Raw genomic sequence first — 26,903 nt, forward strand, 5'->3', positions numbered from 1 at the left:
ACGTGGTGTGGTCTAGCCTCGTGACGTGGTGTGACAGTGTGCGGTCCGACCCGCTGGTGCAGGCGCTGCCCCTGCTGCGGCCCCGTCTGCCGCGACTGCTGCTGGCCATCCTGTGCGGTGTGCTGTCCCTGGGTAGCGCCTTGGCTCTGGCCGCCGTGTCCGCATGGCTGATCACGCGGGCCTGGCAGATGCCACCGATCCTGGACTTGAGCGTTGCCGTCGTCGCGGTGCGGGCCTTCGGCATCTCACGCGGTGTCCTGCACTACTGCGAGCGACTGGCCTCACACGACACCGCGCTGCGGGCAGCAGGCTCGGCGCGCACGCGGATCTACCGTGCCCTGGCCGACGGACCGGTCGACACGGTGGCGCGCCTGGACGGCGGCGAACTGGCCGGGCGGGTGGGTTCCGATGTCGACGACTTCTCCGATGTGCTGGTGCGGGCGGTGCTACCGATCGCGGTGGCGGCCGTGCTGTCGGTGGCCGCGGTGGTGGCGATCGCGCTGATCTCACCGGCGGCGGCCGCGGTGCTGGCGGTCTGCCTGCTGGTCGCCGGGGTGCTCGCGCCGTGGCTGTCGGCCCGCGGCGCAGCGGCTCAGGAGGCGGCGGCACGCGACCTGCACGCTCAGCGCGATGTGGCGGCCATGCTCGCCCTGGACCACGCGGCCGAGTTGCGGGTTGCCGGCCGCTTGCCGTCGGTGATCGCCGAATCCCAGCAGCGGCAGCGTGATTGGGGCTCGGCCCTGGACCTGGCGGCGCGGCCGGCGGCTCTGGGCGCGGCCGTTCCCACCCTGGCCATCGGGGTGAGCGTGCTGGGCGCGGTGGTGGCCGGTCTCGGGATCGCCCCGGCCGTGGCGCCGACCACCCTGGCCATCCTGATGCTGCTGCCGTTGTCCTCGTTCGAGGCCACCACCGCACTGCCGGCCGCCGCCACTGCGCTGTCCCGTTCGCGCATCGCCGCGCGCCGGCTGCTCGGGCTCACCGGCGCGCGCACAACGGCACCCGTGGGCCAGGCCTCGCGCCCGGCCGATATGACGCTACGTGCCATCGACGTGGTCGCGGGGTACACCCCAGACACTGCGGCCACGCCGGTGAGCCTGGAGCTGCGGCCCGGTAGCCGGCTGGTGGTGCGGGGCCCCAGCGGATCCGGGAAGACCACATTGCTGATGACGCTCGCGGGCTTGCTGCCACCGGTGCGCGGCAGGGTCGACATCGGAGGGACGCCCATCTCGGAGCTCGATGAGGCCGAATTACGCTCGGCGGTGGCGTTTTTCGCCGAGGACGCGCATGTGTTCGCCACCACTGTCCGTGACAACCTGCTGGTGGTGCGTGGCGACTGCACCGATGCCGAATTGCACAGCGCCTTGGCTGATGTCGGACTGAGCCGGTGGCTTGAATCGCTGCCCGCGGGCTTGGACACCGTGCTCGAGGGTGGGGCCGCGGCGCTGTCCGCCGGGCAGCGGCGACGGCTCCTGCTGGCGCGTGTGCTGCTGTGCCGGGCGGCGATTGTTCTGCTCGACGAACCCACCGAGCACCTTGACATTTCGGACGCCGACGAACTGTTGCACGCGCTGTTGCGCACCGAGCACGGGTTGCTGGCGCCCGACCGAACCGTCGTGGTGGCCACCCATCACCTGCCGCGGGACTTCGCGAACTCCTTTGCCTGTCCGTCACTGTCCATCAACCCCGACGGGTAACGTTGCTTATCGTCGGTGGCCCGCACACGAACCTGATCCGGAGTACGAGTAATGACTGAACCGCCCGAGTCCCCGAAGCCCGACACTCCGTATCAGGGCAATACACCGGGTCAGGGCAACCCTTATCCGGGCAATACACCGGGCTATCCGCCTCCGCCGTCCGGCCCGTACCAAGGCGGGTATCCGCCACCACCGCCGCAGCCCTACTCAACGGGCTATCCCGGTTACCCCGGCTATCCGGGGTACGAGGGCGGCGGATACGGCCAACCGCCCGTCGCGCCGAAGAACGGACTCGGGATCGCCGCTCTGGTCGTGGGGATCCTGTCGCTCCCGGCGGTGCTGACCGTCTTCGGTGGCTTCGTGCTCGGTCTGGTGGCCATCGTTCTCGGATTCATCGGCTACCGGCGCGCCAAGAAGGGTGAGGCCACCAACGGCGGCATCGCCATCGCCGGCATCGTGATCGGTCTGCTCGGCATCGTCTTGAACGCGGCGCTCATCGCATTCGGGGTCTGGGGCTTCCTCCAAGTGGGCGGCGGCGATTATTTCGACTGCATGCAGCAAGCGGGCAATGACACGTCCGCCCAGTTGGAGTGCGAGGACGAGTTCCGCGGCAACCTGGAGAACCGCTTCAGCGTCACCCTCACACCCACCCCCTGAAACCTGCGCGGCGGCGACGACCGCGACGCTTCGACGGCCCTCTGACGAGCGATTCCATCGCAAAATGGAAAATTTCCCACGGAATCGGTTGCGAGGGCGCGAAGGATGGGTGAAGGTTTATTGACAGTTGCGATCACGTCGGTCAGAACCCTGCCCTCGTGAGAAGCAGTGCAGTAAACAGGAGGACTTGTTCTGAGCAACACCGGCGCACAAGCCACAGAACACCGGGCACCACAGCACGGCGGCGCTTCCGCAGGCGGTCCCGTCATCGAGATCGATCACGTCACGAAACGCTTCTCCGACTACGTCGCGGTCGCGGATGCCGACTTCTCGATCGGCGCGGGTGAATTCTTCTCCATGCTCGGCCCGTCGGGGTGCGGCAAGACCACCACGCTGCGGATGATCGCCGGCTTCGAGACGCCGACCGAGGGCGCGATCCGCCTCGAAGGCGCCGACGTGTCCCGGGTTGCGCCCCACAAGCGCAACGTCAACACGGTGTTCCAGCACTACGCACTGTTCCCGCACATGAGTGTGTGGGACAACGTGGCCTACGGACCACGCAGCATGCGCAAGGACAAAGCGGAGGTGAAACGCCGCGTCGACGAACTGCTCGAGGTGGTGCGCCTCACCGACTTCGCCCAGCGTCGCCCGAGCCAGCTGTCCGGCGGTCAGCAGCAGCGTGTCGCGCTGGCCCGGGCCCTGGTCAACTACCCCAGTGCCCTGCTGCTCGACGAGCCACTCGGCGCCCTGGACCTCAAGCTGCGCCACGTCATGCAGTTCGAGCTCAAGCGCATCCAGCGGGAAGTGGGCATCACGTTCGTCTACGTGACGCACGATCAGGAGGAAGCGCTGACGATGAGTGACCGCATCGCGGTCATGAACGCGGGCAACGTCGAGCAGATCGGCACTCCCACCGAGATCTACGACCGGCCGGCCACGGTGTTCGTCGCCGGCTTCATCGGCCAGGCCAACCTCTGGCACGGTACGCAGCTGGGCACCTCGGGCGATCTGGTCGACCTGTCCGTGCTCGGCACCACCCTCAAGGCCCGGCCGGGCGACACCACCATCGAAAACGGTGGCCAGGCCACGCTCATGGTCCGTCCCGAACGCGTCCGCGTGTCGACCACCGAGCTCACCGCCACCGACCAGACCGTCGCCTCGGTGCGCGCCTCTGTCGTCGATCTGACCTTCCAGGGGCCCGTCGTCCGGCTGTCGCTGCAGGCTTCCGACGGGTCACCGATCGTCGCGCACGTCGGCCCCGAACAGAACCTGCCCCTGCTGCGGCCCGGCGACGAGGTACACGTCGGGTGGGCATCGGATGCCTCGCTGGTGCTGCCCGCCGCCGACATCCCCACCACCGAAGATCTCGAGGAAATGCTCGACGACTCGTAACGCGCCCACCGACTGCGCCCGACCATCCGGCCCGCTCCCCCTCATCGCGAAAGGCACACGCCGCCATGGCCAGAACTCCTGACATCGACCCCGCTCTACTGTCCCGTCTTGCCGCCAACCGCACCTCCCGTCGCCGCTTCCTCGGCGGCAGCGCCGCCGCCGCGGCCGGGCTCGCACTTGGCGGATCCTTCCTCGCCGCGTGTGGCGGCAGCGATTCCGGTGGCGGCGCCAGCAGTGCCACCGCCGTACCCGATGACGGTTCGCCGGCCACCGGCACACTGCGGATCTCGAACTGGCCGCTGTACATGGCCGACGGTTTCGTCGCCGCCTTCCAGACCGCGACCGGCCTGACCGTCGACTACAAAGAAGACCTCAACGACAACGAGGAGTGGTTCGCCAAGGTCAAGGAGCCGCTCTCGCGCAAGCAGGACATCGGCGCCGATCTGGCGGTGCCCACCAACTTCATGGCGGCCCGCCTCAACGGACTGGGCTGGGTCAACGAGATCAACCACGATCGCGTCACCAACTTCGCCAACCTGCGCCAAGACCTGATGGACGCCCCCGACGACCCGGGCCGCAAGTTCAGCGCGCCTTACATGTCCGGTCTGGTCGGGCTGGCATACAACCGGGCGGCCACCGGCCGCGACATCACCTCCATCGACGATCTGTGGGATCCCGCGTTCAAAGGGCGGGTCAGCATGTTCTCCGATCTGCGCGACGGAATCGGCATGATCATGCTGTCGCAGGGCAGCGACATCGGGAACCCGAGCATCGAGACCGTGCAGAAGGCGGTCGATCTGGTGCGTGAACAGCGCGACGCCGGCCAGATCCGCCGGTTCACCGGCAACGACTACGCCGACGACCTGGCGGCGGGCAACATCGCCATAGCGCAGGCCTATTCGGGTGACGTGGTGCAGCTGCAGGCCGACAACCCTGATCTGCAGTTCATCGTTCCCGAGTCGGGTGCGGTCAACTTCGTCGACACCATGGTGCTGCCGTACACCACGCAGAACCAGAAGGCCGCCGAGGAGTGGATCAACTACATCTACGACCGGGTGAACTACGCCAAGTTGGTGTCGTTCGTGCAGTACGTGCCGGTGCTGTCGGACATGACCGACGAGCTCGCCAAGATCGACCCGGAGGCGGCGGCCAACCCGTTGATCAACCCGTCGCCGGAGACCCTCGCCAACGTGAAGTCGTGGGCGTCGCTCACCGATGAGCAGACCCAGGAATTCAACACCGCGTACGCCGCCGTCACCGGAGGCTGACCGTGGCCGGCATAGCTTCCAGCAGCCGGCAGCGCAGCAAGATCGCACCGTATCTGATGATCCTGCCTGGGCTGGCTTACCTCGGGCTGTTCTTCGTGGTGCCGTTCATCTCGCTGGCCCGCACGTCGTTGTCCAGTACCGGTGGGTCGGTGTTCATGCCGACGCTGACGTTCTCGTGGGACTTCGGGAACTACTCGGAGGCCTTCAGCGCCTACACCGACCAGATCATGCGGTCATTCACCTACGCGCTCGCCGCCACGGTGATCTGTCTGGTGCTGGCGTTCCCGCTGGCCTACGTGATCGCGTTCAAGGCGGGCCGGTACAAGAACCTGCTGCTGGGTCTGGTGATCCTGCCGTTCTTCGTGACGTTCCTGATCCGCACCATCGCGTGGAAGACGATCCTGGCCGACGACGGCTGGGTGGTGGACGTCTTCGGCGCCATCGGATTGCTGCCCAGCGAGGGCCGGCTGTTGTCGACCAGCTGGGCCGTGGTCGGCGGACTGGCCTACAACTGGATCATCTTCATGATCCTGCCGCTGTACGTGAGCCTGGAGAAGATCGATCCGCGACTGCTGGAGGCCTCGAAGGACCTGTACTCGACGAACCGCCGCACCTTCACCAAAGTGATCATGCCGCTGGCACTTCCGGGTGTTCTGGCCGGCAGCATGCTGGTGTTCATTCCGTCGGTCGGGGACTTCATCAACGCCGAGTACCTGGGCAGTACGCAGACCACCATGATCGGCAACGTGATTCAGCAGCAGTTCCTGGTGGTCAAGGACTACCCAGCCGCTGCCGCGCTGTCGATGTTGTTGATGGGACTGATCCTGGTGGGTGTGCTGATGTACACCAAGGCGCTGGGTACGGAGGATCTGGTATGAGTGGGGCGCTCTCATGACACTGCAGGACCGGATCGCCGCCGCCAACGTCGATGTCGCGGACAAGGCCGCGGAGAACCAGCCGGGATTCTTCGCCCGCCTCAAGGTGGGCGACATCGCCTTGCGGGTCATCGCAGGTTTGGTGCTGCTGTATCTGTTCGTGCCGATCGCGGTCATCGTGGCGTTCTCGTTCAACAACCCGCAGGGCAAGTTCAACTACACCTGGCAGGGTTTCACCCTCGCCAACTGGGCGGACCCCTTCAAGTACCCGGCATTGACTTCCGCGCTGAAGATGAGCCTCAACGTGGCGGCGGTGTCCACCGCGATTGCACTGGTGCTGGGCACCCTGCTCGCGATCGCCCTTGTGCGACAACGTTTCCGGGGTGACCGCCTGGTGGACGGCTTCCTGGTGCTGCCACTGACCGCTCCCGAAGTGGTGATGGGCGCTTCGCTGCTGGTGCTGTTCCTCGACCTGGGATGGCCGGCCGGCTACACCACGATCGTCATCGCCCACATCGCGTTCCAGGTCAGCTTCATCGCAATGACCGTGCGCGCTCGTGTGCGCGGTTTCGACTGGACGCTCGAAGACGCATCGATGGATCTCGGCGCCAGCCCGACGCGAACGTTCTTCAAGGTGACGCTGCCGCTGATCGTCCCGGGCATCGTCGCGGCGGCCATGTTGTCGTTCGCGCTGTCTCTCGACGACTTCATCATCACCTACTTCGTCAGTGGTTCGACCGTCACCTACCCGCTGTATGTGAACGCCGCCGTGAAAGCCGCTGTGCCACCCCAGATCAACGTGCTGGCCACCGCGATCCTGGTGATCAGCCTGCTGTTGATCGGCATCGGAACGCTATACCGCCGCAAACGAATCGACACCTAGACACCCACTAGGGTGACACCCATGCGGGTTGCACCCGAACGCCTGGCGGTGTTGGCCGCCGCCACCACCGTTGTGCTGTGGGCCTCGTCCTTCGTGGTGATCAGAGCGGCGGGTGCCGAACTCTCCCCGGGCGCCATGGCCTTCACCCGCCTGCTCGTGGGCACCACGGCGCTGCTGCTGGTGGCGGCCCACTACCGGCGGCCGGTGCCCCGGGACCGTACCGGCCTGGCCCTGGTGCTCGGCTACGGCGTGCTGTGGTTCGCGGCGTACACGGTTCTGTTGAACTGGGCCGAACAACATCTCGACGCCGGTACCGCGGCGTTGCTGGTGAACTTCGCGCCCATCATCGTCGCGGTGTTCGCCGGATTGTTCCTCGGTGAGGGTTTTCCCCGTGCCCGCGTGGTCGGCATCCTGATCGCCTTCGCCGGAATCGTGTTGATCGCACTCGGCGGGTCGGGCGGCGGTACCAACGATCGCCTCGGTATCACCCTCGGACTGGTGACCGCGGTGCTGTACGCGGCCAGTGTGCTCATGCAAAAGGTGGCGCTGCGCTCCGTCGACGCCGTGACGGCCACCTGGGTGGGCTGCGCCGCCGGTCTGGTGGCCACCACACCGTTTGCGCCGCAAGCCTTGCGCGAACTCGCCGATGCGCCGGCGTCGGCGATCCTGGGCGTGGTGTTCCTCGGCCTCGGCCCCACCGCTGTCGCCTTCTTGACGTGGGCGTACGCGCTCACCCGCACCGATGCCGGCGCCTTGGCGGCCACCACTTTGGCGGTCCCGGCGATCGCCATCGGATTGTCGTGGCTGTTCCTGTCGGAGGTTCCGACGTGGCTGGGTTTCGTCGGCGGCGCGTTGGCGCTGCTCGGAGTCGCGATTACCCGGCGGTGACCCTACGCTCGGCCCGCTCTCCCCGGACTCGTCCCTCGCCGCATCGGCGACCGAGCGGTGACCGGTTTGTCGCACCCCCTGTCCGGGTACCGAAATTGACATGACCGACAACCGGGTTCACGGTGCGGTGGACCGAGCCACCAGTACCAACGCTTTCGAATACGCCGCCCGTGCCGGGTACGTCACCAGCGGGGTCCTGCACCTGCTGGTCGCCTACATCGTCGTGCGGCTGGCCATCGGCGGTGGAGGTGGGGCCAGCCAGAACGCCGACCAATCGGGTGCGCTGGCCACCCTGGCGTCCAGCGGTGGCGGCGCGTTCACACTCTGGGTCGCGGCCATCGGCCTGTTCGGTTTGGCTGCCTGGCGGCTGGCCGAGACGGTGGTGGGCTCGCACCCCAATGAACCCACCGACAGCGACAAGGGCGCCAAGAAACAATTCAAACGGGTCAAATCGCTGTCCCTGGCGATCGTCTACTGCGGACTCGCCCTGTCGGCCATCCGGTTCGCCACGGGCAGCGGACAGTCCAGCGGTCAGCAGAACGCGGGGATGTCCGCCCAGCTGATGCAATCGACCTGGGGCAAAGCACTTCTCATCGTGGTGGGACTCGTGGTCATCGGTGTCGGTGGCTACCACGTGTACAAGGGCTTTTCCGAGAAATTCCTCCACGACCTGAAGGTCTCCGGCGGTTCGGTCATCACACCGATGGGCAAGGTGGGCTACATCGCCAAGGGCGGTGTGCTCGCGGGTGCGGGCCTGCTGGTCATCGTCGCGACGCTGAACGCCGACCCCGCCAAGGCCTCCGGAATCGACGCCGCGGTCAAGACGCTGGGCCAGGCGCCGTTCGGCAAGTTCCTGCTGATCGCCGCCGCCCTCGGTATCGCCGCTTACGGCGCTTACTGTTTCGTGATGGCGCGGTTCGCCCGGATGTGATCGTGGCCGGGTCCGCTCACGCGAAGCAGCGGACCGTCCACGGGTCGGTGCCGATCAGCAACACCACCGGGCCGTCGAGACTGCGCAGCGACACCGCCGTCGTCGCTCCCGCCGTGATCCGGGCCGCCAACCGTGCGCCCCGGACCCGGACGCCCAAGGCATCCACACTCAGCGGATCATGCTCCCCGAGCGTGACCCTGGCGCCCGCCCCGAGCATCCGGCGCCCGGTCAGCTGGTCACCACCCGTCAACGCGGCCAACAGCGCGTCCACCGCCGCCCGTCGCCGTCGCGCAGGCCGATAGAGCCCCGTCAGGAATCCCGCCGCGCCACCGAGGTGCTGATTGGACAACAGCGACCGGGTGAGCCCCAACGCCACCGGCACCGCCGGCAGCCCGCGGCGGGCGAACTGCCACAGCATCGGCGGCAGCTCCCAGAATGCCTGCAACTCGGCGATTTTGAGTTCGCCGGAAACGTCCCGCAGGACGTAGCGCAGGATCGCGGGCACCGCCATCGTCACACCCGGGCCCATCCGAACCTCCAGTGTCACATCCCGGATGACGGTGCTGCCGCTGACGATGTCCTCATTCACGTCGAAGACGATGTCGCGCGGTTTGATGAAGGTGTCGTAGAACCTGCCGATGGCGTCACGACCGACGTGAGGTGTCGAGCCCACCGGGTCCTCGACGCATGCGTCGGCGGTGAACAGCCCGACCCAGCCCGGCCGGTCGTGCCGGGCCGCCGCCTGCGGAGACTGCTCGACCGCGGCCAGCAGATCGGCGTCGGTATGCGACGTCACGCCGTGGCGCCGACGATCTCGACACCGGCGGCCCGCAGATCCTCGACAGCTTGTGCCGTCGAATCCGGGGCCACGCCTGCGGTCAGGTCCAGCAACACGCGGGTACTGAATCCCGCCTTGGCCGCGTCGGCCGCGGTGGCACGCACACAGTAGTCCGTGGCGATTCCCACCACGTCCACCTCGTCGACGCCACGGCTGCGCAACCAGTCCGCCAGTGTGGTCTGCGTGTCGTCCGCGCCCTCGAAACCGCTGTAGGCCGCGGCGTAGTGGCCCTTGCGGAACACCGCCTCCACGGTGGCGGTGACGAGGTCGGGATGGAACTGCGCGCCCGGAGATTCCGCGACACAGTGCCGCGGCCAGGACACCCGGTAGTCCGGGGTCTCGGAGAAATGCTCACCCGGGTCGATGTGGAAATCCTGGGTGGCGACCACGTGATCGAAACCGTGCGAACCGGCCAGCCGTTCACTGATTGCCCGGGCCACGGCGGCACCGCCTTCGACGGCCAAGGACCCGCCCTCGCAGAAGTCGTTCTGGACATCGACGATGATCAGCGCGCGCATGTCTCCACCGTATCGGGACGTACAGTGAAACCGCATAATTCGCCGAAGGAGCCTCATGACGACGTTCGATTTCTTCCAGGCCTCCGAACTGCCCGTCCCCGATGTCACTGCCGCCGACGCAGCCGAGATCGCACGCAGGCACTTCGGCATCGAGGCGTCGGCGACACCGCTGGGCAGCCAGCAGGATGCGAATTTCCTGCTGCTCGGCGCCGACGGCGACCGGCCGCTCGGAGTGCTCAAGGTGGCCAACCCCGCATTCACCCGGCTGGAGATCGAGGCGCAGGATGCCGCCGCGGAGTTCATCGCCGCCCGCGAACCATCCGTGCGCACCGCCCGGAACATCGGCACCGGCGACTCCCCCGTCGCGGACGTGGGTACCGAATCCGCGCTGTCCGCCAGGATCATCGACTTCCTGGCCGGCGGCACCCTCAGCGGCGACCGCTACGTGTCACCGGCCCGGTGGGCGGCCCTGGGCACCTTGGCCGGACGGGTCAGCCGGGCGCTGGCCGAATTCGACCACCCCGGCGTGGACCGGGTGCTGCAGTGGGATCTCCAGCACGCCGACCGCACCGTGGCGCTGTTGGCGCCGTATGTGTCCGACACCGGGCGGCGCACCCTCATCGAACGTGAAGCCGCGCAGGCCTGGCGCACGGTCGCCGAGCTGGCCGGCGCGCTGCCGGTGCAGGTGATTCACGGCGATCTCACCGACGACAACGTGGTGTGTGCGGTGGACGCGCAGCAGCTGCCCGACGGGGTGATCGACCTCGGGGACCTCACCCGGTCGTGGGCCGTCGCAGAACTCGCGGTGGCGGCGTCGTCGGTGCTACGGCACGCCGGTGGTGAGCCCGCGGCGGTTCTGCCCTTGATCGCCTCGTTCCACCAGCAGCGGCCGTTGAGCCGCCCGGAGATCACCGCACTGTGGCCGCTGGTGGTGCTGCGGGCGGCCACACTGGTGGTCAGCGGTAATCAGCAGGCCGCAATAGATCGCGAGAACGACTATGCGACAAGCGCTCTCGATGACGAGTGGCGAATCTTCGAGCGTGCGGTGTCAGTGCCCACAGCGGTGATGACGGAGCTGATCGCCGATGCGCTGGGCAACGGCAGGCCGGCGTCGACCCCCGGTGTCCCGGTGTTCGCCGGCGGTGCCGCACACGTGTTGGATCTGTCCACCGAGTCCGACGAGCTCGACAGCGGGCGATGGTTGCACACCGGCGTCGAGGATCAGCTGGCCCAGGCTGCCATCAACGCCGGCGCGGCGGTGGTGGCCACCAGCCACGGGCAGCCACGCCTCACCAGATCCGTTGCACTGAGCAGTGATTCACCAGCCACGGTACCCACCGGCATCGACGTCTGGGTGGCCGGCGACATGACGCTGACCGCACCGTGGACGGGTCTGGTGTCCGGGGTGGGCACCCACGAAGTGACCTTCGCCGGCGAGGAAGGTGTCCTGCACGTGCGCGGCGCCTCCCTGCACACCTCGGTGGACACCGGGCACGCGGTACCGGCAGGGGCGCCGCTGGCGCAGGTCGGCCCAGGCCGGTTGTGGGTGCAGATCACCACCGAGAACTCGGTGCCGGTACCGGCATTCGTGCGGCCCGAGTACGCACCGGGCTGGCTGGCGCTGACCCGCGATCCCGCCGCCCTGGTGGGAACGCAGACCGCTGCCGTCGGCGAGGACAGCGCGGGGTTGCTCGCCCGCCGCGGCCGCTGGTTCGCGTCGGTGCAGGAGCAGTACTACAGCGATCCCCCGCGCATCGAACGGGGCTGGCGTGAGTACCTGCAGGACACCGAGGGACGCAGCTACCTCGACATGGTGAACAACGTGACCAGCATCGGGCACGGCCACCCGGAGCTGGCCGATGCGATCAGCAGGCAGTGGCGCCGGCTCAACACCAACTCGCGGTTCAATTACCGTGCGGTGGTGGAGTTCTCGGAACGGCTGGCCGCCACACTGCCCGACCCGCTGGACACCGTGTTCCTGGTGAACTCCGGGTCCGAAGCGGTGGACCTGGCGCTGCGACTGGCGTTCACCACCACCGGCCGCCAGGATGTGGTGGCCGTCGCCGAGGCCTACCACGGCTGGACCTACGCCACCGACGCCGTCTCCACCTCCGTCGCCGACAATCCGAACGCCTTGACCACCCGGCCCGATTGGGTCCACACGGTGCCGTCACCCAACAGTTTTCGCGGCCGCTACCGCGGCGCCGAGGCGAGCCGGTACGCCCCCGAGGCCAAGGCGATCATCGAGAAGCTGACCGCTGACGGTCATCCGCCTGCGGCGTTCATCGCCGAGCCCTTCTACGGCAACGCCGGCGGGGTGGCCTTGCCCGAGGGTTACCTCGAGACCGTGTACGCCGCGGTCCGTGCCGCGGGTGGGCTGGCGATCGCCGATGAGGTGCAGGTGGGCTACGGCCGCCTGGGCGGCTGGTTCTGGGGCTTCCAGCAGCAGGGTGTGCTACCCGACATCGTCACCGTGGCCAAGGCGATGGGCAACGGCCAGCCGCTGGGCGCGGTGATCACCAGCAAGGCGATCGCCGATGCCTACCGCAACGAGGGGTACTTCTTCTCCTCGGCGGGCGGCAGCCCGGTGTCCAGCGTCGTCGGACTGACCGTTCTGAACGTCATCCAGCGCGACGGACTGCAGCAGAACGCCTGGACCGTCGGCGAGCACCTGAAGACCAGGCTCGCGGAGTTGGCCGACCGGCACCCGCTCATCGGCGCCGTCCACGGCAGTGGGCTGTACATGGGCGTCGAGTTGGTGCGCGATCGACAGACCCTGGAACCGGCGGTGACCGAGACCGCGGCGATCTGCGAGCGGATGCGCGAACTCGGGGTCATCGTCCAACCCACCGGCGATCACCAGAACGTGCTGAAGATGAAGCCGCCCATGTGCCTGAGCGTCGCGTCGGCCGACTTCTTCGTCGACATGCTGGACCGGGTTCTGCGCACCGGGTGGTAAAACCGCAGGCCAGCGCCGTTGCCCTAGACCGCGGCGGGGGTAGTGCGTTGCGCCGGTTAGCTATGCGAATTAAGGTCCAGACACATGTCCAGACACAGCAGCGTGATCTCGTTCACCCCTACACCGCCGCAGCCGGTCGGGTATAGGTGAAAGGCATGCGAATCGCCCTGCTGTCCTATCGCAGCAAGACGCACTGTGGTGGCCAGGGTGTCTACGTGCGCCACCTGAGCCGCGGCCTGGTCGAGCTGGGTCATCACGTCGAGGTGTTCTCCGGTCAGCCGTATCCGGACGGCCTGGATCCACGCGTGCGTCTGTGCAAGGTGCCCAGCCTGGATCTGTACCGGGAGCCGGACCCGTTCCGGGTACCCCGCCCCAGCGAGATCCGCAGCTCGATCGATCTCCTCGAACTGGGCACCATGTGGACCGCGGGTTTTCCGGAGCCGCGTACCTTCGGCCTGCGTGCGGCCCGGCTGCTGGCCGAGCGTCGCGCCGACTTCGACGTGGTGCACGACAACCAGAGCCTGGGCACCGGTCTGCGCAAGATCGCCGCGTCGGGCCTGCCGGTGGTCGCCACGGTGCACCACCCCATCACCCGCGACCGGGTGCTCGATCTCGCGGCGGCGCGGTGGTGGCGCAAGCCGCTGGTGCACCGCTGGTACGGGTTCGCCGAGATGCAGAAGAGGGTGGCCAGGACGATCCCCGACCTGCTGACGGTGTCCACCACCTCGGCCACCGATATCGCCGCCGACTTCGGTGTGAGCCCCGATCAGCTGCACGTCGTACCGCTCGGTGTGGACACGGCGATCTTCTCCCCGTCAGAGGCGCCCAGAGTGCCCGGCCGCATCATCGCGATCGCCAGTGCCGATGTCCCGCTCAAAGGCGTGTCCAATCTGCTGCAGGCCGTCGCCAAGCTTCGCACGGAACGTGATGTCGAGTTGCAGTTGGTGGCGCGCCTGGAGAGCAAGGGTCCCACCGAGAAGCTGATCGCCGAGCTCGGCATCTCCGATATCGTGCACATCTCCAGCGGCCTCACCGACGCCGAACTGGCGAACTTACTGGCGTCCGCTGAAATAGCCTGTATCCCTTCCCTTTACGAGGGTTTCTCGCTTCCCGCGGTGGAGGCCATGGCCAGCGGCACCCCGATCGTCGCCAGCCGGGCGGGCGCGTTACCCGAAGTGCTCGGCACCGACGGGTCCGCGGCGGTGCTGGTGCAGCCGGGCAACGTCGAAGAGCTCACCAAGAGCCTGGGCGACCTGCTGGACTCCCCGGCCGAACTGCACCGGATGGGTATCGCCGGCCGGCGTCGCGCCGTCGAGATCTACAGCTGGGAATCCGTTGCCGCGCAGACGGTCACGGTGTACCGCCGCGCGATCGATCGGAACGCCGCATGCTGACCGTCGACTTCGACCGGCTGGGTATCGGGGCCGGCACCAAGGTGATCGACGTCGGCGCCGGAGCGGGCAGGCACAGTTTCGAGGCGTATCGGCGCGGAGCCGACGTGATCGCCTTCGATCAGGACAAGGAAGAGCTGGAGAACGTCACCACGATGTTCGAGGCCATGGCCGAGGCCGGCGAGGTGCCTGACACCGCGCGCGCCGAGGCGGTGGCCGGTGACGCGCTGGCGCTGCCGTACGCCGACGCCACCTTCGACGTGGTGATCGCCTCGGAGATCCTCGAGCATGTTCCGGCCGACGAGGCCGCCATCGCCGAGCTGGTCCGGGTGCTCAAACCCGGTGGCAAGCTCGCGGTGACCGTGCCCCGCTGGCTTCCGGAACGGTTGTGCTGGCTGCTGTCCGACGAGTACCACGCCAACGAAGGCGGCCACATCCGCATCTACAAGGCTGACGAGCTTCGCGGAAAGGTCACCGCGCGCGGGTTGCGGTTCACCCATTCACACCACGCGCACGCGCTGCACTCGCCCTACTGGTGGATCAAATGTGCTGTCGGGGTGGAGAAGACCAAGCACCCGGCGGTGACGGCCTACCATCGGCTGCTGGTATGGGACATGATGTCCGCTCCGACGCTGACCCGCACCGCCGAAGCGGCGCTGAACCCGCTGATCGGCAAGAGCGTCGCGCTTTACTTCGACAAACCCGCCAACGAACACCACGCCACGGACGAGGGCCGGTGACCGGCGGTGCGGCGCGCTGAGATTCCCTCCGTGGCCGGTGTACTGACCGCATCGCAGTGCCTGGCCACGGCCGAGTCGATAGCCCGGGCGCAAGAGCACTCAGGGGCCATCCCGTGGTCGCCTTTCGGGCACACCGACCCGTGGGACCACGTCGAGTGCGCAATGGCGTTGACGGTGGCCGGCCTGCTCGAACCGGCCCGGGCCGCCTACGAGTGGTGCCGCCGCGAGCAGCGCGCCGACGGCTCCTGGCCCCTGCAGTTCCGGGCCGGGGTCATCGAGGACGCCAACAGCGACAGCAACTTCTGCGCCTACATCGCCACCGGGGTCTGGCATTACGTGCTGGTCACCGGCGACGATGTATTCGCCGAGCGGATGTGGCCGGTGGTGCGCAACGCGATCGATTTTGTCATCGGGCTGCAGCTCGACGGCGGTGAGATCTGTTGGGCGTGCGGACCGTCCGGCCGGATCGAGGAAGCTCTGGTGACCGGCTGTGCCAGCATCTACCAGAGCATGCGGTGCGCGCTGGCGCTGGCCAACTACGTCGGCGAACCACAACCGGAATGGGAGGTGTCCTGCGGCCAACTGGGACACGCGATCGTCGCGCATCCCGGGTCGTTCACCGAGAAACCCCACCACTCGATGGACTGGTACTACCCCATCCTCGGCGGCGCGTTGCGCGGGCCGGGCGCCGAGGAACGTATCGCCGAGCGATGGTCCGATTTTGTGGTCGACGGCCTCGGCATCCGCTGCGTGGATGACCGGCCCTGGGTGACCGGCGCCGAGACATGCGAGCTCGTCCTGGCTTTGGACGCCATGGGGGAATCCGACCGCGCCCTGGAGCAGTTCGCGAACATGCAGCACCTACGCGAGCGGGACGGGTCGTACTGGACCGGGCTGGTGTATGCCGACGGTAAACGCTGGCCGGTGGAACGAACCACGTGGACCGGTGCCGCGGTGGTACTGGCCGCCGATGCACTCTCCCGCACCACCGCGGGCAACGGCATCTTCCGTGGTGAGGACCTGCCCCGCGGACTGGAAGCCGACTTCAGCTGCGAATGTGTTGTCAGCGAGCGCTGAGCGCGCCCCCGACCTCTCCGGCCACCCGTTCGAGCACCCGTAGCGACTTCATGGCCGAGACCTCGCGGAACTGCTCGGTCTCCAATGCCCGGCGATAGATCTGGTAGGGCGCCTGCCCACCGTCCTCGGGGTTGGGAAAGACGTCGTGGATCAGCAACGCTCCGCCGACGCTGACCCATGGCGCCCACCCGTCGAAGTCGCGATGCGCGGCCTCCTCGGTGTGCCCGCCGTCGATGAACAGCAGGTTCAGCGGCGTCCGCCAGTGCCTGGCCACCACCGGCGATTTGCCCACCACTGCAATCACGTTGTCCGGCAACGCCATCGCATCGAGAGTGTGCCGGAAGGTGGGCAAGGTGTCGAACAGGCCGGTGTGGCTGTCGACCATGCTGGTGTCGTGGTACTCCCATCCCGGCTGGTGTTCCTCCGAGCCGTGGTGGTGGTCGATGGTGTACACCACGCCGTCAGTGGTCAGCGCTGCCGCACCGAGCAGCACGGTGGACTTCCCGCAGTAGGTTCCGATCTCGACGCCTACGCCGCCGTCCAGGTAGGCGCACGCCGCCTCGTACAGCGCCCGGCCCTCGTCGGCGGGCATGAACCCCGTCACCTCGTTCGCGAGAGCGAACAGACGGTCAGTTTGCTGGGAGCGCAGTTCCGCGGGGGTGGTGTCGGTCTGTGACATGCAGGCAACCTAACCCGTCGGCAGGGCCGATGGCCAGCGCGCATCCTTGCCGGGCCGAAGTCGTTGTAGTAGCGTCCGGACATGTGTCCGATCCGGTAGCTCGGGAAGCCACCCGGCGTCGGCTCACGGCCAAACAGGCCGATACGGTCGATCGGCTGGGCCGGGCCGCGGTGGAGGTGTTGAGCCGTGAAGGGTTCTCCGGTCTGACCATCCGGATGGTGGCGGCCGAGGCCGGTGTCGGTGCCGCCACGGCGTACACCTACTTCTCCTCGAAGGAACATCTGGTCGCGGAGGTGTTCTGGCGCCGACTGGCCGGCAGCCCGGCACCACCCAACGAGTCCCCCGATCCGACGGTTCGGGTGATCGCCGTGCTGCGCCACATCGCACTGCTGTTGGCCGACGAACCCGAGCTGGCGGGCGCGGTGACCAACGCCTTGCTCGGCAAGGACCCCGATGTGGAACACCTGCGCCTGCGAATCGGGATGGAGATCCACAAACGGCTGTCCACGGCGCTCGGGCCCGAGGGTGATGCAGGTGTCATCGACACGCTGGAGTTGTTGTACGCCGGGGCGTTGGTAAGGGCGGGGATGGGGTACGCGTCCTATCAGCAGATCGCCGACCTGTTGGAGAGATCTGCGCGCCTGGTGTTGGCCTGATGTGGCGCTGCGAGCCCGCCTGAGGTGCAAAGATCTACAGCTATGGCCGAGCAGCCCCTTCGCGAGAAGCACTGGGATGAGCCTGAGCGCGACGAGACCGAAACCGAACGGCTGGACCGCAATTGGGCGAGTCTGGTGCAGGAGCTGCGCGTGGTCCAGACCGGCGTGCAACTGCTCACCGGCCTGCTGCTGACATTGCCTTTTCACGACGGCTTCGAGGAACTCGCCACCGACCTGCGGATCGTCTACCTGGTGACGGTGGCGTGCTCGATCATCAGCACGGTGCTGTTGGCCAGCCCGGTGGCGATGCACCGGCTGCTGTTCCGGCGGCACCGTCTCGAGCAATTGGTGAACGCAGCCCATCGGACCACCTATGTGGGACTGATGTTCCTCGGCGTCTCACTGGTGGGTGTCGTGGTGGTCGTTTTCGGCGCCGTCGCCGGTGACATCGCCGGATTGATCGCCGGTGCCACCGCGCTCGCCGCATTCGTCCTCTTCTGGGTGATCGTGCCGCTGACAATGCGCAATAAACCCAGGTCAAAGCCCTCCTGAGAGGGCTTGTTTGCACCCCCGTCAAGCGGGGAACACCCGCGTCATGTTGCTACGTCGAGTCGCCCGTCCCCTGCTGTCCGCCGCTTTCATCGGCCAAGGAATCGAAGCGCTGCGCAGCCCGAAACCCGCAGCCGACGCCGCCCGCCCCACCCTCGAAGGCCTGCAGAAGCTGCCAGAACCGGTGGGCCCCAACGTTCCCCGCGACGCAGAGACTTTCGCCAAGATCACCGCTGCGGTTCAGATCGGCGGTGGCATCTTGTTGGCCACCGGTAAGGTGCCGCGACTCGCCTCCGCCGCGTTGGCCGCGACGGTCATCCCGGCCAACCTCGGCTCCCACATGTTCTGGTCCGAGACCGACCCGGAGCTCAAGACCCAGAAGCGCCGCGATTTCCTCGTCGACATGAGCCTGCTCGGCGGTCTCATCATCGCCTCCGCTGACACCGCCGGAAAGCCGTCTCTGGGCTGGCGGAGTCGCCGGGCCGCAGGGAAAGTGGCCGCCGCGCTGCCCGTCGGTGCGGCCGGCGGAAACGCCCTGATCGACAGTGAGCTCGCCGAGAAGGTCGGCAAGAACGTCCACGAGGGTCTGCACGTCGGCGCTGAACGCGGCCGGGAACTGGCCAGTGTCGCCGCCGAGAAGAGCGCTCCCCTGTTGGACGCTGCACACAAGCGCGGAGCCGAGTGGGCCGAGATCGCCCGCGACCGCGGGTCGGAGTGGGCGCATGTGGCGCGCGAGCGGGGTGCCGAACTGGCCGAGATCGCCCGGGAACGCGGCGTGGAACTGGCCGACGTGGCCCGCGACCGCGGAGGCGACTTCGCCGACGTCGCCCGCGACCGCGGAGCGGTGTTGGCCGAGGTGGCCCGCGACCGAGGCGTGGAGTTGGCCGAGGTGGCCCGTGACCGCGGGGGCGAGCTCGCCCACACCGCGTTGAGCCAGAGCGAGGACCTGTCGCGGAAGGCACGCAAGCAGGCCCGCAAGCAGGCCAAGGCACTTCGGCGCTAGTCCCGGCACGATAGATCGGCTTCTGCTCGCTGTGCGGCCAATGCCGCACAGCGAGCGGTGGGCGCGGTAAGTTCGAAGCGTCCACGACTGCGATCAGGAGCCGACCGATGACTTCGGGTGAATACCCCAACAATCCGGACCCCCACTATCCGCCGCCTCCGCCCGGCGGCTACCCGCCGCCTCCGCCGCCGCAGCAATACGGCCCCTCGGGCTCGTACCCGCCGCCTCCTCCCCCGCCCCAATACGGTGGCCCCCAGTACGGCGCTCCTCAATACGGCAGCCCGCAGTACGGCACTCCGGGCGGTTATCCGCCCCCGCAGTACGGCCCTGCCGGTGGAGCGGAACCCGGCAGCCTCGGAATCCGGTTCGCCGCCCGGTTCATCGACGGCATCATCGTCGGCATCGTCGCGTTCATCCTGGCGTTCGCCTTCGGCGCCATGGACAACATCTTGGTCACCGGCCTGTTCTCCGGTGTGCTGACCTTCGCCTACTTCGTGGGGTTCGAGGTCACGCAGGGATGGACGCCCGCCAAGAAGATGCTCGGCCTGTCGGTGCGCGGCCCCGGCGGCGCTCCCAAGCCGGACGTCAAGCAGTCCGCGATCCGCAACTCGTTCACGCTGTTGTCGGTGATCCCCTACATCGGTGGTCTGCTCGGTTTCATCGCCTACATCGTCATTGCGGTGACCATCAACGGCAGCCCCACCAAACAGGGCAAGCACGACGAACTCGCCGGTGGCACGCAGGTCGTCAAGGGCTGACCTGGTTTTCACGACAATGGCCCCCGCGCGAGCGGGGGCCATTGTCGTGTCGGGGGTTTAGAAGACGAGATCCAGCAACAGCACCACCACCAGGCCGGTGACCGACAGGATCGTCTCCATGATCGACCAGGTCTTGATCGTCTGGCCGACGCTGAGCCGGAAGTACTGGTTGACCAACCAGAACCCGGCATCGTTGACGTGGGAGAAGAACACCGACCCGGCGCCGATGGCGAGCACCACCAGCGAGACCTGCGTGGGAGGCAGGCCCTCGACCAGGCCGAGAACCAGCGAGGACGCGGTGATGGTGGCGACGGTGGCGGAGCCGGTGGCGAGGCGGATCAGCACCGCCAGCGTCCAGGCCAGGATCAGCACCGAGATGCTGGTGTCTTCGGCCCACCGCGCCAGCAGGGTGCCGATACCGCTGTCGACGAGTACCTGCTTGAAGCCGCCGCCGGCGGCGACGATCAGGATGATGCCGGCGACCGGGGGCAGTCCGGATTCGACACACTTGGTGATGGCCGCACGGTCCATACCCGCGCCGCGGCCCAGGGTGAACATGCCGACGATCACGGCGATCAGCAGCGCCACCACCGGGGTGCCGAGGCCGTCGAGGATGACACGAAGCCAGTTGCCTTCCTCCAGGAAGATGTCGGCGAGCGACTTGCCCATCATCAGCACCACGGGCAGCAGTACCGAGAACAAGGTGATGGCGAACGCCGGCCTGCGCTGGTCTTCGCGTTCGTCGGCGTCGAAGGTGTCCGGTGCGCCCACGACAACCCACTTGCCCGCGAGCTTGCCGAACAGCGGCCCGGCGACCACGATCGTCGGAATGGCAACTGCCACACCGAGAGCCAGGGTGATACCGAGGTCAGCGCCCAACAGGTCGACAGCCGTGAGCGGCCCGGGGTGCGGCGGCACGAACCCGTGCATGGCGGAAAGGCCTGCGAGCGCAGGGATTCCGACCGTGATGAGCGACAGTCCGGAGCGGCGCGCCACCAGGTAGATGACGGGCATCACCAGCACCAGGCCGATCTCGAAGAACATCGGCAGACCGATGATCGCGCCCACCAGCGCCATCGCCCACGGCAACGCTCGGGGCGAGGCGTGCCCGACGATGGTGTCGACGATCTCGTCGGCCCCACCCGAGTCGGCCAGCAGCTTCGCGAACATCGCGCCCAAGGCGATCAGGATGCCCACTCCGGCTGCCGTGGTGCCGAAGCCGCTAGTGAACGAACTCAGCACCGTGGTCAGGTTCTCACCGGCGACGAAGCCGACGGTCAGACCACCGAAGATCAAAGCCAGGAACGGATGCAGCTTGACGAGGGTGATCAACACGACGATTACCGCGATGCCGGCGAGGAACGCCAGGATCAACTGCGGCCCGGAGGCCACCGGCTCGGCGAGCTCGGGCGCCTCCTGCGCCGCCAGCACGGCGAGGGTGTTCGCACCGTTCATCTAGCTCTCCCGTCCGGTCAGCGAAATGTACTCGTCAACAATGGAATCGATGTTCTGCGCGACGTCGATGGTGACCCCGGTCTCGTCGTCGGACAGCGGCTCGAGCGTCTCGAACTGCGACGCCAGCAGGGACGCCGGCATGAAGTGGCCGGGCCGGCTCGCCTGCCTGCGACCGATCACCTCGGTGGTACCGGCCAGATGCAGGAACTCGGTTGTGGGGCAGTGCTTCCGCAGCTGGTCGCGATAGCGGTGCTTGAGCGCCGAACAGCTCATCACCCCGCCGTCGGGATGCTCGGCGAGCCACTGCCCGATGGCTTCCAGCCACGGATGACGGTCCTCGTCGGTGAGCGCGTGGCCTGCGCTCATCTTGTCGATGTTGGCCTGCGGATGGAAGTCGTCCGCGTCGGCGAACGGTACCCGCAGCCGCTGCGCCAGCGCTGCTCCGACCGTTGATTTCCCCGACCCGGACACGCCCATCACGACGATCGGTGCGCCCATGTCTCTCCACCTACCCTGTTGAGCTCTGTGTCACACAGGATGCCCCAATGATCTGACTATTACAAGCCCCGAGACTCAAGAACCTGCTTTAACCACACCAGGGTGCTCGTATGACAGGATGTATCAGGTGACCGGGCAGTCATCCGTCGGCGAATTGCACGCCACACTGCTCGATGCCCTCGGCACCGGCGTCGTGTCTGGACGGTTGCGCGCCGGGAGCGTGCTGACACTCGATGCCGTGAGCGCCGAGCACGGGGTCTCACGCAGCGTCGCCCGTGAAGCCGTCCGGGTTCTCGAGGCGATGGGCATGGTGGCTTCCCGGCGGCGGGTGGGCATCACCATCCAGCCCGCCGAGAAGTGGAACGTCTTCGATCCGCAGGTGATCCGCTGGAGGCTCGCCGCCGGCGACCGCGCAGCACAACTGGTCTCGCTGTCGGAATTACGCGGGGGGTTCGAACCGGCCGCCGCGGCCCTGGCGGCCCGGCGCGCAGATCCCCACCAGTGCCGGATCCTGGCCGCCGCGGTCTCCGACATGGTGGTTCACGGGCGCTCCGGCGACCTCGAGGCATACCTGTTGGCGGACAAGGTGTTTCATCGCACGCTTCTGGAAGCCAGCGGCAACGAGATGTTCCGGGCACTCAACGACGTGGTGGCCGAGGTGCTGACCGGCCGCACCCATCACCACCTGATGCCGGAACGGCCGAACACCGACGCCATCGCCCTGCACGACGAAGTGGCACGGGCGATCCGGCTGCGCGACGAGGCGGCCGCCGAAGCCGCGATGCGCGCGATCATCGACGAGGCCACCGCTGCCGTCAGACCTGATTGACCTCGAAGTTCATCAGCAGTCCCTCCACCGTCGTCACCGTGACGACCGTGTCCAGCGGCTCACCGTCGAGTTGCATCGAGCACTTGGTCTCGTTGCCCTGCTCGCCCTGCAGACCGCCGTCGCAGGTCACGCCCGTCACCTCGCCCCCGGCACTCTCGGTGACCAGGTTGGCGACCGACTTCTCCAGCTGGGCCTGCGACAGCGCCGGCGTCATCTCGTAGCTGACGGTGGTGTCCTCCACCTTCGTCACCTCCACGATGGGTTCGATGGCGTTGGTCTCACTGAGCACCACCTCGCAGGTGGTGGTCTTGCCGACCACCCCTTCGAGGTCGGCGCTGCAGGTGACCGACTCCGGCTTCTGGTCCGCCTCCTCGAGCCGCTGCGTGATGTCGTTCTGCAGATCCGCTTTGCCGACCACCGGCGTGCTGGAACTGCAACCCACTGCTGCTGCGCATACCAAAACCGCAGTTGAAGCCGCCTTTATCAAGGTGCGCATGATGACCTCCCGAAGTTGCCAAGCCGGGACGGAGTCCCGCCTGCGGTGGCAACATAACAGGGATCCGCCGTCGCCGGTGTTTAACTGCAATGGTGAGTCGATCACCTGAGCTGGCGCGCCGCTTTTTCGACCGCTTCGAACCGGTGCACGCGGTCACCTACTTCGCCCCCGAGGCCCGCCGAGCGCTGGACGCGCTGGGGTTCCGTGGGTTCTGGATGAGCTATTTCGCGGCCCGGTCGGCCCCGCTGAGCTCGGGTACCGCGGGGCCGTCGCCCGAGCTGGTGACCGCGACCTTCTACAACTTCTCCGCGCAACGGGTGAGGCGGGCCCTGCCCGCCGCCTGGGCGCACGCGACTCCACAGGAGGCACTCCGGGCCCGGGCGGATGGCGCCGTGGCGGCATTGCGCCGGTACGGGATCGGCGATGACGAGTTGGTGGTCACCGCAGCCGGATTGGCGGCGAAAGCTGCGCGTAGTGCCCCGCTCGATGGACGCCCGCTTTTTGCGGCCAACGCCGCGCTCCCCTGGCCCGACGAACCCCTGGCCGCGCTCTGGCACGCCACCACCCTGCTGCGCGAGCACCGCGGCGACGGGCACGTCGCGGTGCTGACCGCGGCCGGGATCAATGGCCGGGAAGCCAATGTCCTGCACTGTGCGGCCGGCGCGGTCAGCGAGGAGTTCATACGCCGGGCCCGCGATTACGACGACGACGAGTGGACGGGTTGTTGTGCCACCCTCGCCGAGCGCGGGTTGATGTGCGACGGCGCGATCACCGAGGCGGGCCGCCGCCTCAAGCACCAGCTCGAGAACGCCACCGACACAGCGGCCTTGAGCGCGCTGCGGGGGCTCGACGACGCGGAGGTGAACGCGCTCTTCGAAGCACTGACCCCGCTGACCCGCGCGGTCGTCGCGGCCGGTGATGTCCCGGAGTCGACGCCCATGGGCATGCGCCGTCACGAGCTGGACGACAACAGCGCACACCTGAGCTGAATCCGGCGTAGGTTGAGCGCGAGCCAGAGTTGATTTCAGCGAAAGAGACCACCTGATGCCCACCATCACCACCACCGACGGTGTCGAGATCTTCTACAAGGACTGGGGAACGGGCCAGCCCATCGTCTTCAGTCACGGCTGGCCGCTGTCGGCCGACGACTGGGACACCCAGCTGCTGTTCTTCTTGTCCAAGGGTTACCGGGTGATCGCTCATGACCGGCGCGGGCACGGCCGCTCGACCCAGGTCGCCGACGGCCACGACATGGACCACTACGCCGACGATCTCAAGGCGGTGGTCGACCATCTGGATCTGCAGGACGCCATCCACGTGGGGCATTCCACCGGCGGCGGTGAGGTGGTGCATTACCTGGCCCGCCACGGCCAGGACCGCGCCGCCAAAGCCGCACTGTTGTGCGCCGTGCCGCCGCTGATGGTCAAGACCGACGCCAACCCCGAGGGCCTGCCCAAGGAGGTCTTCGATGATCTGCAGGCGCAACTGGCCGCCAACCGGTCGGAGTTCTATCGTGCGTTACCGTCGGGCCCCTTCTACGGATTCAACCGGCCGGGCGCCACATCGTCCGAGGCCGTCATCGAGAACTGGTGGCGCCAGGGCATGATGGGCGGCGCCAAGGCGCACTACGACGGCATCGTCGCCTTCTCACAGACCGATTTCACCGAGGACCTGAAAAAGATCACCATCCCGGTGCTCGTCGTGCACAGCGAAGACGACCAGATCGTGCCGTATGTGGCGTCGGGACCGAAGTCAGCCGAGCTGCTGGCCAACGCCACACTCAAGACGTACAAGGACCTGCCGCACGGTCTGCCGACCACCCACGCCGACGAGCTCAATCCTGTTCTGCTGGAGTTCTTCCAGTCCTGATCACTGGATCCGGTTGCACTCGAACCAGCCGACGCCGCGGCGGCCGTCACCGGTGGTGACGGCCGCCCAGGCGCGCGGGAAATGACTCACCCGGCCGTCGGCAGCCGCCAGCAGCACCGGGGCCTGACCCACCGCCCGGGCGTCGAGGACCACGGAGTCCAGGGTGAGCTCGGCGCTGACCGGTAAGTTGTTGTCGCCGAACACTTCTCGTGCTGTCACCGTCTGCAGCTCGGTCACAGCGCCGTCGAGTTGCGAGTAGCCGACGCCCATCTGCGGTAAGCCGGGGATTCGCAGGTCGACACCGTGCAGGTGGGTGCCGTCGTCGAGGTGTACCGCGCTCCACACCCACTCCATGCCCCACCAGTCGCGCGGACCCCAGGAGTGGTCCCGCTGGCCTGGCACCTGATCGAGCACGTAGCTGCGCCCGCCTGCGGTGACGGTTCCCGTCACCGCGCAGGGAATCTCGTAGCGGGAGGCGATCCGGTACTGATACGGCGTGCCCTGCGTCGTCCACACCAGCTCGAACGCCGCATCGACATCGTGGCCGGACTCGCCACGCAGCAGCGCGGCCGGGTCGTCGTGAGCCTGTCCGCGTCCGCGCACCGTCACCGCGTAGCTGTGCAGCGGAACCGTTGCGCCGTGGGTCAATTCGATGTTCTCGGCGTGGACCCGAGCGGGGTCCGACGGCAGCGGTGCGTCGAAATCCGACACCGCCACGGTCGGCATCTCCGGTCCGCACAGCAGCGCCTGGACCCAGCATCGGTTCTCGTTGGGTATCAGGCCCAGCCGGATCCAGCCACCCACCGACTGCTCGGCATCGACGAAGTCGAAGTACCAGCTCTCGTTCCACAGCGCTTCGTCGCCGCGGAGATGAGCGCCTTCGTCATCGGGGGACGGTTGCAGCGGCTGTTCGCTCACAACACGGCCAACGCGTCGGTGTCCAGCACGTGTGCACAATGCCGGTCGAGCATCGTCAGGAACATCTCGTCGCCGCGTTCGGTGCGGACAACCAGCATCGACGACACGATCGCCATCATCACGCCGAAGAAGCTCTGCCGCCGCACCCCGTCGCGCACCGCGTCGAAGCTCAACACCGGATCGGCACCGAGTGCGCCGTGGTAGGCCCGCAGCAAAGCGTCGTGCTGTTCACGGCGCACCGCGACGGGCAGTGCGCATCCCAGGAAATAGGCGAGGTCGGTCAGCGCCGGTCCCCAGGTGACGGTCTGCCAGTCCACCACCGTGACGGCCCGGGCGGCACCGGCCTGACCGAACAGCATGTTGTCCAGCCGGTAGTCGCCGTGCACCAGTCCCTGCGGCCGCTCGGGTGCACCCTCGGCGGTCAGGTAATCGTCGAAACCGGCCACCAGACGGTCACAGACCAGTCGCTGTTCGTCTGTCATGGACTGGCCGTAACGGTCGGTGAACGCGGCGTACAACCCACTGAGCAGCTCGGCGCTCACCGGAGCTTCCCGGTTCAGCCAGTCGGCCCCCGCCAGCGTGGGGTCACCGAGCAGCGGAGCGTGCAGGCGGCCCAGTTCGGACACCGCCAGTAGCGCCTGTTCTGTTGTGGCACCCCGGATTTCGTCACCGACCACGGCGGGAGCCGCGTCTCCGAGCACCAGGTCGAACACCCCGGTGGCCGAGTCGATGGCGGCGTGGAAGCACGGCGCCACGGGACCTGCTCCCCCGGCCGCCAGCCGGGGTGCGATGTCGGTGTAGAACCGCACCTCGCGCTCATAGAGCCCCAGCGCGAGCCCGGTCTGGCGGCTGGTGGGGTCCGCGGCGGCGACCTTGAGCACCACCGATGCCGGGCCGGCACCGCCACTGGCGTAGTCGAGGGTGACGCGGTAGCACTCGCTCATCTGGCCGGTGCCGATCCGCTCGAGAGCGAAAGCGCGCACCGGGTGCTGGAGTACGTCGGTGAGCCACGCGGCGGTCAGATCGGAGGGACGCTCGACAACGGTGTCAGTTCGCACCGCACCAAGGTAGGACACCGATGC

General features: G+C 67.6%; 25 protein-coding genes and 1 pseudogene. 19 read left to right on the forward strand and 7 right to left on the reverse strand.

Annotation, left to right across the window (positions count from 1 at the left end; translation table 11 throughout):
* The first annotated feature begins 38 nt into the window (after positions 1 to 38).
* From cydC to AC3A6P_RS25665, 8 genes are all read left to right on the forward strand, one after another.
* Positions 39 to 1,694 (forward strand): thiol reductant ABC exporter subunit CydC, encoded by a 1,656-nt coding sequence (gene cydC, locus AC3A6P_RS25630; RefSeq protein ID WP_487694796.1) that lies wholly within the window; start codon positions 39 to 41, stop codon positions 1,692 to 1,694.
* 51 nt (positions 1,695 to 1,745) lie between these two features.
* The gene (locus AC3A6P_RS25635; protein ID WP_487694797.1) at positions 1,746 to 2,351 is read left to right on the forward strand and encodes a DUF4190 domain-containing protein; all 606 of its coding nucleotides are present in this window, start codon (positions 1,746 to 1,748) and stop codon (positions 2,349 to 2,351) included.
* A gap of 267 nt (positions 2,352 to 2,618) precedes the next feature.
* Entirely contained in the window at positions 2,619 to 3,743 is a 1,125-nt protein-coding gene (locus AC3A6P_RS25640) for an ABC transporter ATP-binding protein (protein WP_487694984.1), read from the forward strand.
* 65 nt (positions 3,744 to 3,808) lie between these two features.
* A complete protein-coding gene (locus AC3A6P_RS25645) occupies positions 3,809 to 5,011 on the forward strand; it encodes a polyamine ABC transporter substrate-binding protein (RefSeq protein ID WP_487694798.1) in 1,203 nt (400 codons plus the stop codon).
* Between the two features lie 2 nt (positions 5,012 to 5,013).
* Complete coding sequence (locus tag AC3A6P_RS25650) at positions 5,014 to 5,889, forward strand: ABC transporter permease (RefSeq protein ID WP_487694800.1); 876 nt, start codon at positions 5,014 to 5,016, stop codon at positions 5,887 to 5,889.
* A gap of 13 nt (positions 5,890 to 5,902) precedes the next feature.
* Complete coding sequence (locus tag AC3A6P_RS25655) at positions 5,903 to 6,769, forward strand: ABC transporter permease (RefSeq protein WP_487694802.1); 867 nt, start codon at positions 5,903 to 5,905, stop codon at positions 6,767 to 6,769.
* Positions 6,770 to 6,790: 21 nt separating this feature from the next.
* The gene (locus AC3A6P_RS25660) at positions 6,791 to 7,657 is read left to right on the forward strand and encodes a DMT family transporter (RefSeq protein ID WP_487694804.1); all 867 of its coding nucleotides are present in this window, start codon (positions 6,791 to 6,793) and stop codon (positions 7,655 to 7,657) included.
* A 100-nt stretch (positions 7,658 to 7,757) separates the two neighbouring features.
* Positions 7,758 to 8,588 (forward strand): DUF1206 domain-containing protein, encoded by an 831-nt coding sequence (locus AC3A6P_RS25665; protein WP_487694805.1) that lies wholly within the window; start codon positions 7,758 to 7,760, stop codon positions 8,586 to 8,588.
* A 16-nt stretch (positions 8,589 to 8,604) separates the two neighbouring features.
* On the opposite strand, the gene AC3A6P_RS25670 is transcribed toward AC3A6P_RS25665, so the two are convergent.
* Both AC3A6P_RS25670 and AC3A6P_RS25675 read right to left on the reverse strand, forming a co-directional pair.
* The gene (locus AC3A6P_RS25670) at positions 8,605 to 9,384 is read right to left on the reverse strand and encodes a nuclear transport factor 2 family protein (RefSeq protein ID WP_487694806.1); all 780 of its coding nucleotides are present in this window, start codon (positions 9,382 to 9,384) and stop codon (positions 8,605 to 8,607) included.
* A complete protein-coding gene (locus tag AC3A6P_RS25675; RefSeq protein WP_487694808.1) occupies positions 9,381 to 9,944 on the reverse strand; it encodes an isochorismatase family protein in 564 nt (187 codons plus the stop codon). Before AC3A6P_RS25675 ends, AC3A6P_RS25670 begins: the two co-directional genes overlap by 4 nt.
* 55 nt (positions 9,945 to 9,999) lie before the next feature.
* Between AC3A6P_RS25675 and AC3A6P_RS25680 the strand changes: the two genes are divergently transcribed.
* From AC3A6P_RS25680 to mmpH, 4 genes are all read left to right on the forward strand, one after another.
* On the forward strand, positions 10,000 to 12,903 hold the full coding sequence (locus AC3A6P_RS25680) for an aminotransferase (RefSeq protein ID WP_487694810.1): 2,904 nt from the start codon (positions 10,000 to 10,002) through the stop codon (positions 12,901 to 12,903).
* 155 nt (positions 12,904 to 13,058) lie between these two features.
* Positions 13,059 to 14,297, forward strand: coding sequence for an MMP alpha-(1->4)-mannosyltransferase (gene manT, locus AC3A6P_RS25685; RefSeq protein ID WP_487694812.1), 1,239 nt, complete (start codon positions 13,059 to 13,061; stop codon positions 14,295 to 14,297).
* The gene (locus AC3A6P_RS25690; protein WP_487694813.1) at positions 14,291 to 15,034 is read left to right on the forward strand and encodes a class I SAM-dependent methyltransferase; all 744 of its coding nucleotides are present in this window, start codon (positions 14,291 to 14,293) and stop codon (positions 15,032 to 15,034) included. Before manT ends, AC3A6P_RS25690 begins: the two co-directional genes overlap by 7 nt.
* Before the next feature lie 30 nt (positions 15,035 to 15,064).
* Complete coding sequence (gene mmpH / locus AC3A6P_RS25695; RefSeq protein WP_487694814.1) at positions 15,065 to 16,111, forward strand: MMP endo-(1,4)-3-O-methyl-alpha-D-mannosidase; 1,047 nt, start codon at positions 15,065 to 15,067, stop codon at positions 16,109 to 16,111.
* Here the strand turns inward: mmpH and AC3A6P_RS25700 are convergent.
* Positions 16,098 to 16,790 (reverse strand): class I SAM-dependent methyltransferase, encoded by a 693-nt coding sequence (locus AC3A6P_RS25700; protein WP_487694816.1) that lies wholly within the window; start codon positions 16,788 to 16,790, stop codon positions 16,098 to 16,100. The two genes, mmpH and AC3A6P_RS25700, sit on opposite strands and share 14 nt — an antisense overlap.
* Positions 16,791 to 16,873: 83 nt before the next feature.
* Here AC3A6P_RS25700 and AC3A6P_RS25705 point away from each other — a divergent pair, with 83 nt between their 5' ends.
* The 4 genes from AC3A6P_RS25705 (at position 16,874) to AC3A6P_RS25720 (ending at position 19,756) form a co-directional block, all read left to right on the forward strand.
* Positions 16,874 to 17,446, forward strand: coding sequence for a TetR/AcrR family transcriptional regulator (locus tag AC3A6P_RS25705; RefSeq protein ID WP_487694818.1), 573 nt, complete (start codon positions 16,874 to 16,876; stop codon positions 17,444 to 17,446).
* Positions 17,447 to 17,488: 42 nt separating this feature from the next.
* The gene (locus AC3A6P_RS25710; RefSeq protein ID WP_487694820.1) at positions 17,489 to 17,998 is read left to right on the forward strand and encodes a DUF6328 family protein; all 510 of its coding nucleotides are present in this window, start codon (positions 17,489 to 17,491) and stop codon (positions 17,996 to 17,998) included.
* 43 nt (positions 17,999 to 18,041) lie between these two features.
* Complete coding sequence (locus AC3A6P_RS25715; RefSeq protein WP_487694821.1) at positions 18,042 to 18,998, forward strand: DoxX family protein; 957 nt, start codon at positions 18,042 to 18,044, stop codon at positions 18,996 to 18,998.
* A 107-nt stretch (positions 18,999 to 19,105) separates the two neighbouring features.
* Positions 19,106 to 19,756, forward strand: coding sequence for an RDD family protein (locus tag AC3A6P_RS25720; protein ID WP_487694822.1), 651 nt, complete (start codon positions 19,106 to 19,108; stop codon positions 19,754 to 19,756).
* Between the two features lie 57 nt (positions 19,757 to 19,813).
* Here AC3A6P_RS25720 and AC3A6P_RS25725 read toward each other — a convergent pair whose 3' ends face one another.
* Both AC3A6P_RS25725 and AC3A6P_RS25730 read right to left on the reverse strand, forming a co-directional pair.
* Positions 19,814 to 21,211: a GntP family permease gene (locus AC3A6P_RS25725; RefSeq protein ID WP_487694823.1), complete on the reverse strand. Its 1,398-nt coding sequence runs from the start codon at positions 21,209 to 21,211 to the stop codon at positions 19,814 to 19,816.
* Positions 21,212 to 21,709, reverse strand: a complete 498-nt coding sequence (locus AC3A6P_RS25730; protein ID WP_487694825.1) for a gluconokinase — start codon at positions 21,707 to 21,709, stop codon at positions 21,212 to 21,214.
* Between the two features lie 127 nt (positions 21,710 to 21,836).
* Between AC3A6P_RS25730 and AC3A6P_RS25735 the strand changes: the two genes are divergently transcribed.
* Entirely contained in the window at positions 21,837 to 22,538 is a 702-nt protein-coding gene (locus AC3A6P_RS25735) for a FadR/GntR family transcriptional regulator (RefSeq protein WP_487694826.1), read from the forward strand.
* Here AC3A6P_RS25735 and AC3A6P_RS25740 read toward each other — a convergent pair.
* The gene (locus AC3A6P_RS25740) at positions 22,525 to 23,034 is read right to left on the reverse strand and encodes a DUF4333 domain-containing protein (protein ID WP_487694827.1); all 510 of its coding nucleotides are present in this window, start codon (positions 23,032 to 23,034) and stop codon (positions 22,525 to 22,527) included. The genes AC3A6P_RS25735 and AC3A6P_RS25740 overlap by 14 nt on opposite strands.
* 92 nt (positions 23,035 to 23,126) lie before the next feature.
* Here AC3A6P_RS25740 and AC3A6P_RS25745 point away from each other — a divergent pair, with 92 nt between their 5' ends.
* Positions 23,127 to 24,023, forward strand: a complete 897-nt coding sequence (locus tag AC3A6P_RS25745; RefSeq protein WP_487694829.1) for an SCO6745 family protein — start codon at positions 23,127 to 23,129, stop codon at positions 24,021 to 24,023.
* A gap of 55 nt (positions 24,024 to 24,078) precedes the next feature.
* The gene (locus tag AC3A6P_RS25750; RefSeq protein WP_487694830.1) at positions 24,079 to 24,903 is read left to right on the forward strand and encodes an alpha/beta fold hydrolase; all 825 of its coding nucleotides are present in this window, start codon (positions 24,079 to 24,081) and stop codon (positions 24,901 to 24,903) included.
* On the opposite strand, the pseudogene AC3A6P_RS25755 reads toward AC3A6P_RS25750, so the two are convergent.
* Positions 24,904 to 26,879: pseudogene (locus AC3A6P_RS25755) on the reverse strand (DUF7064 domain-containing protein).
* Positions 26,880 to 26,903: the final 24 nt, after the last annotated feature.

Source organism: Mycobacterium sp. Soil_C_30 (assembly GCF_057656995.1).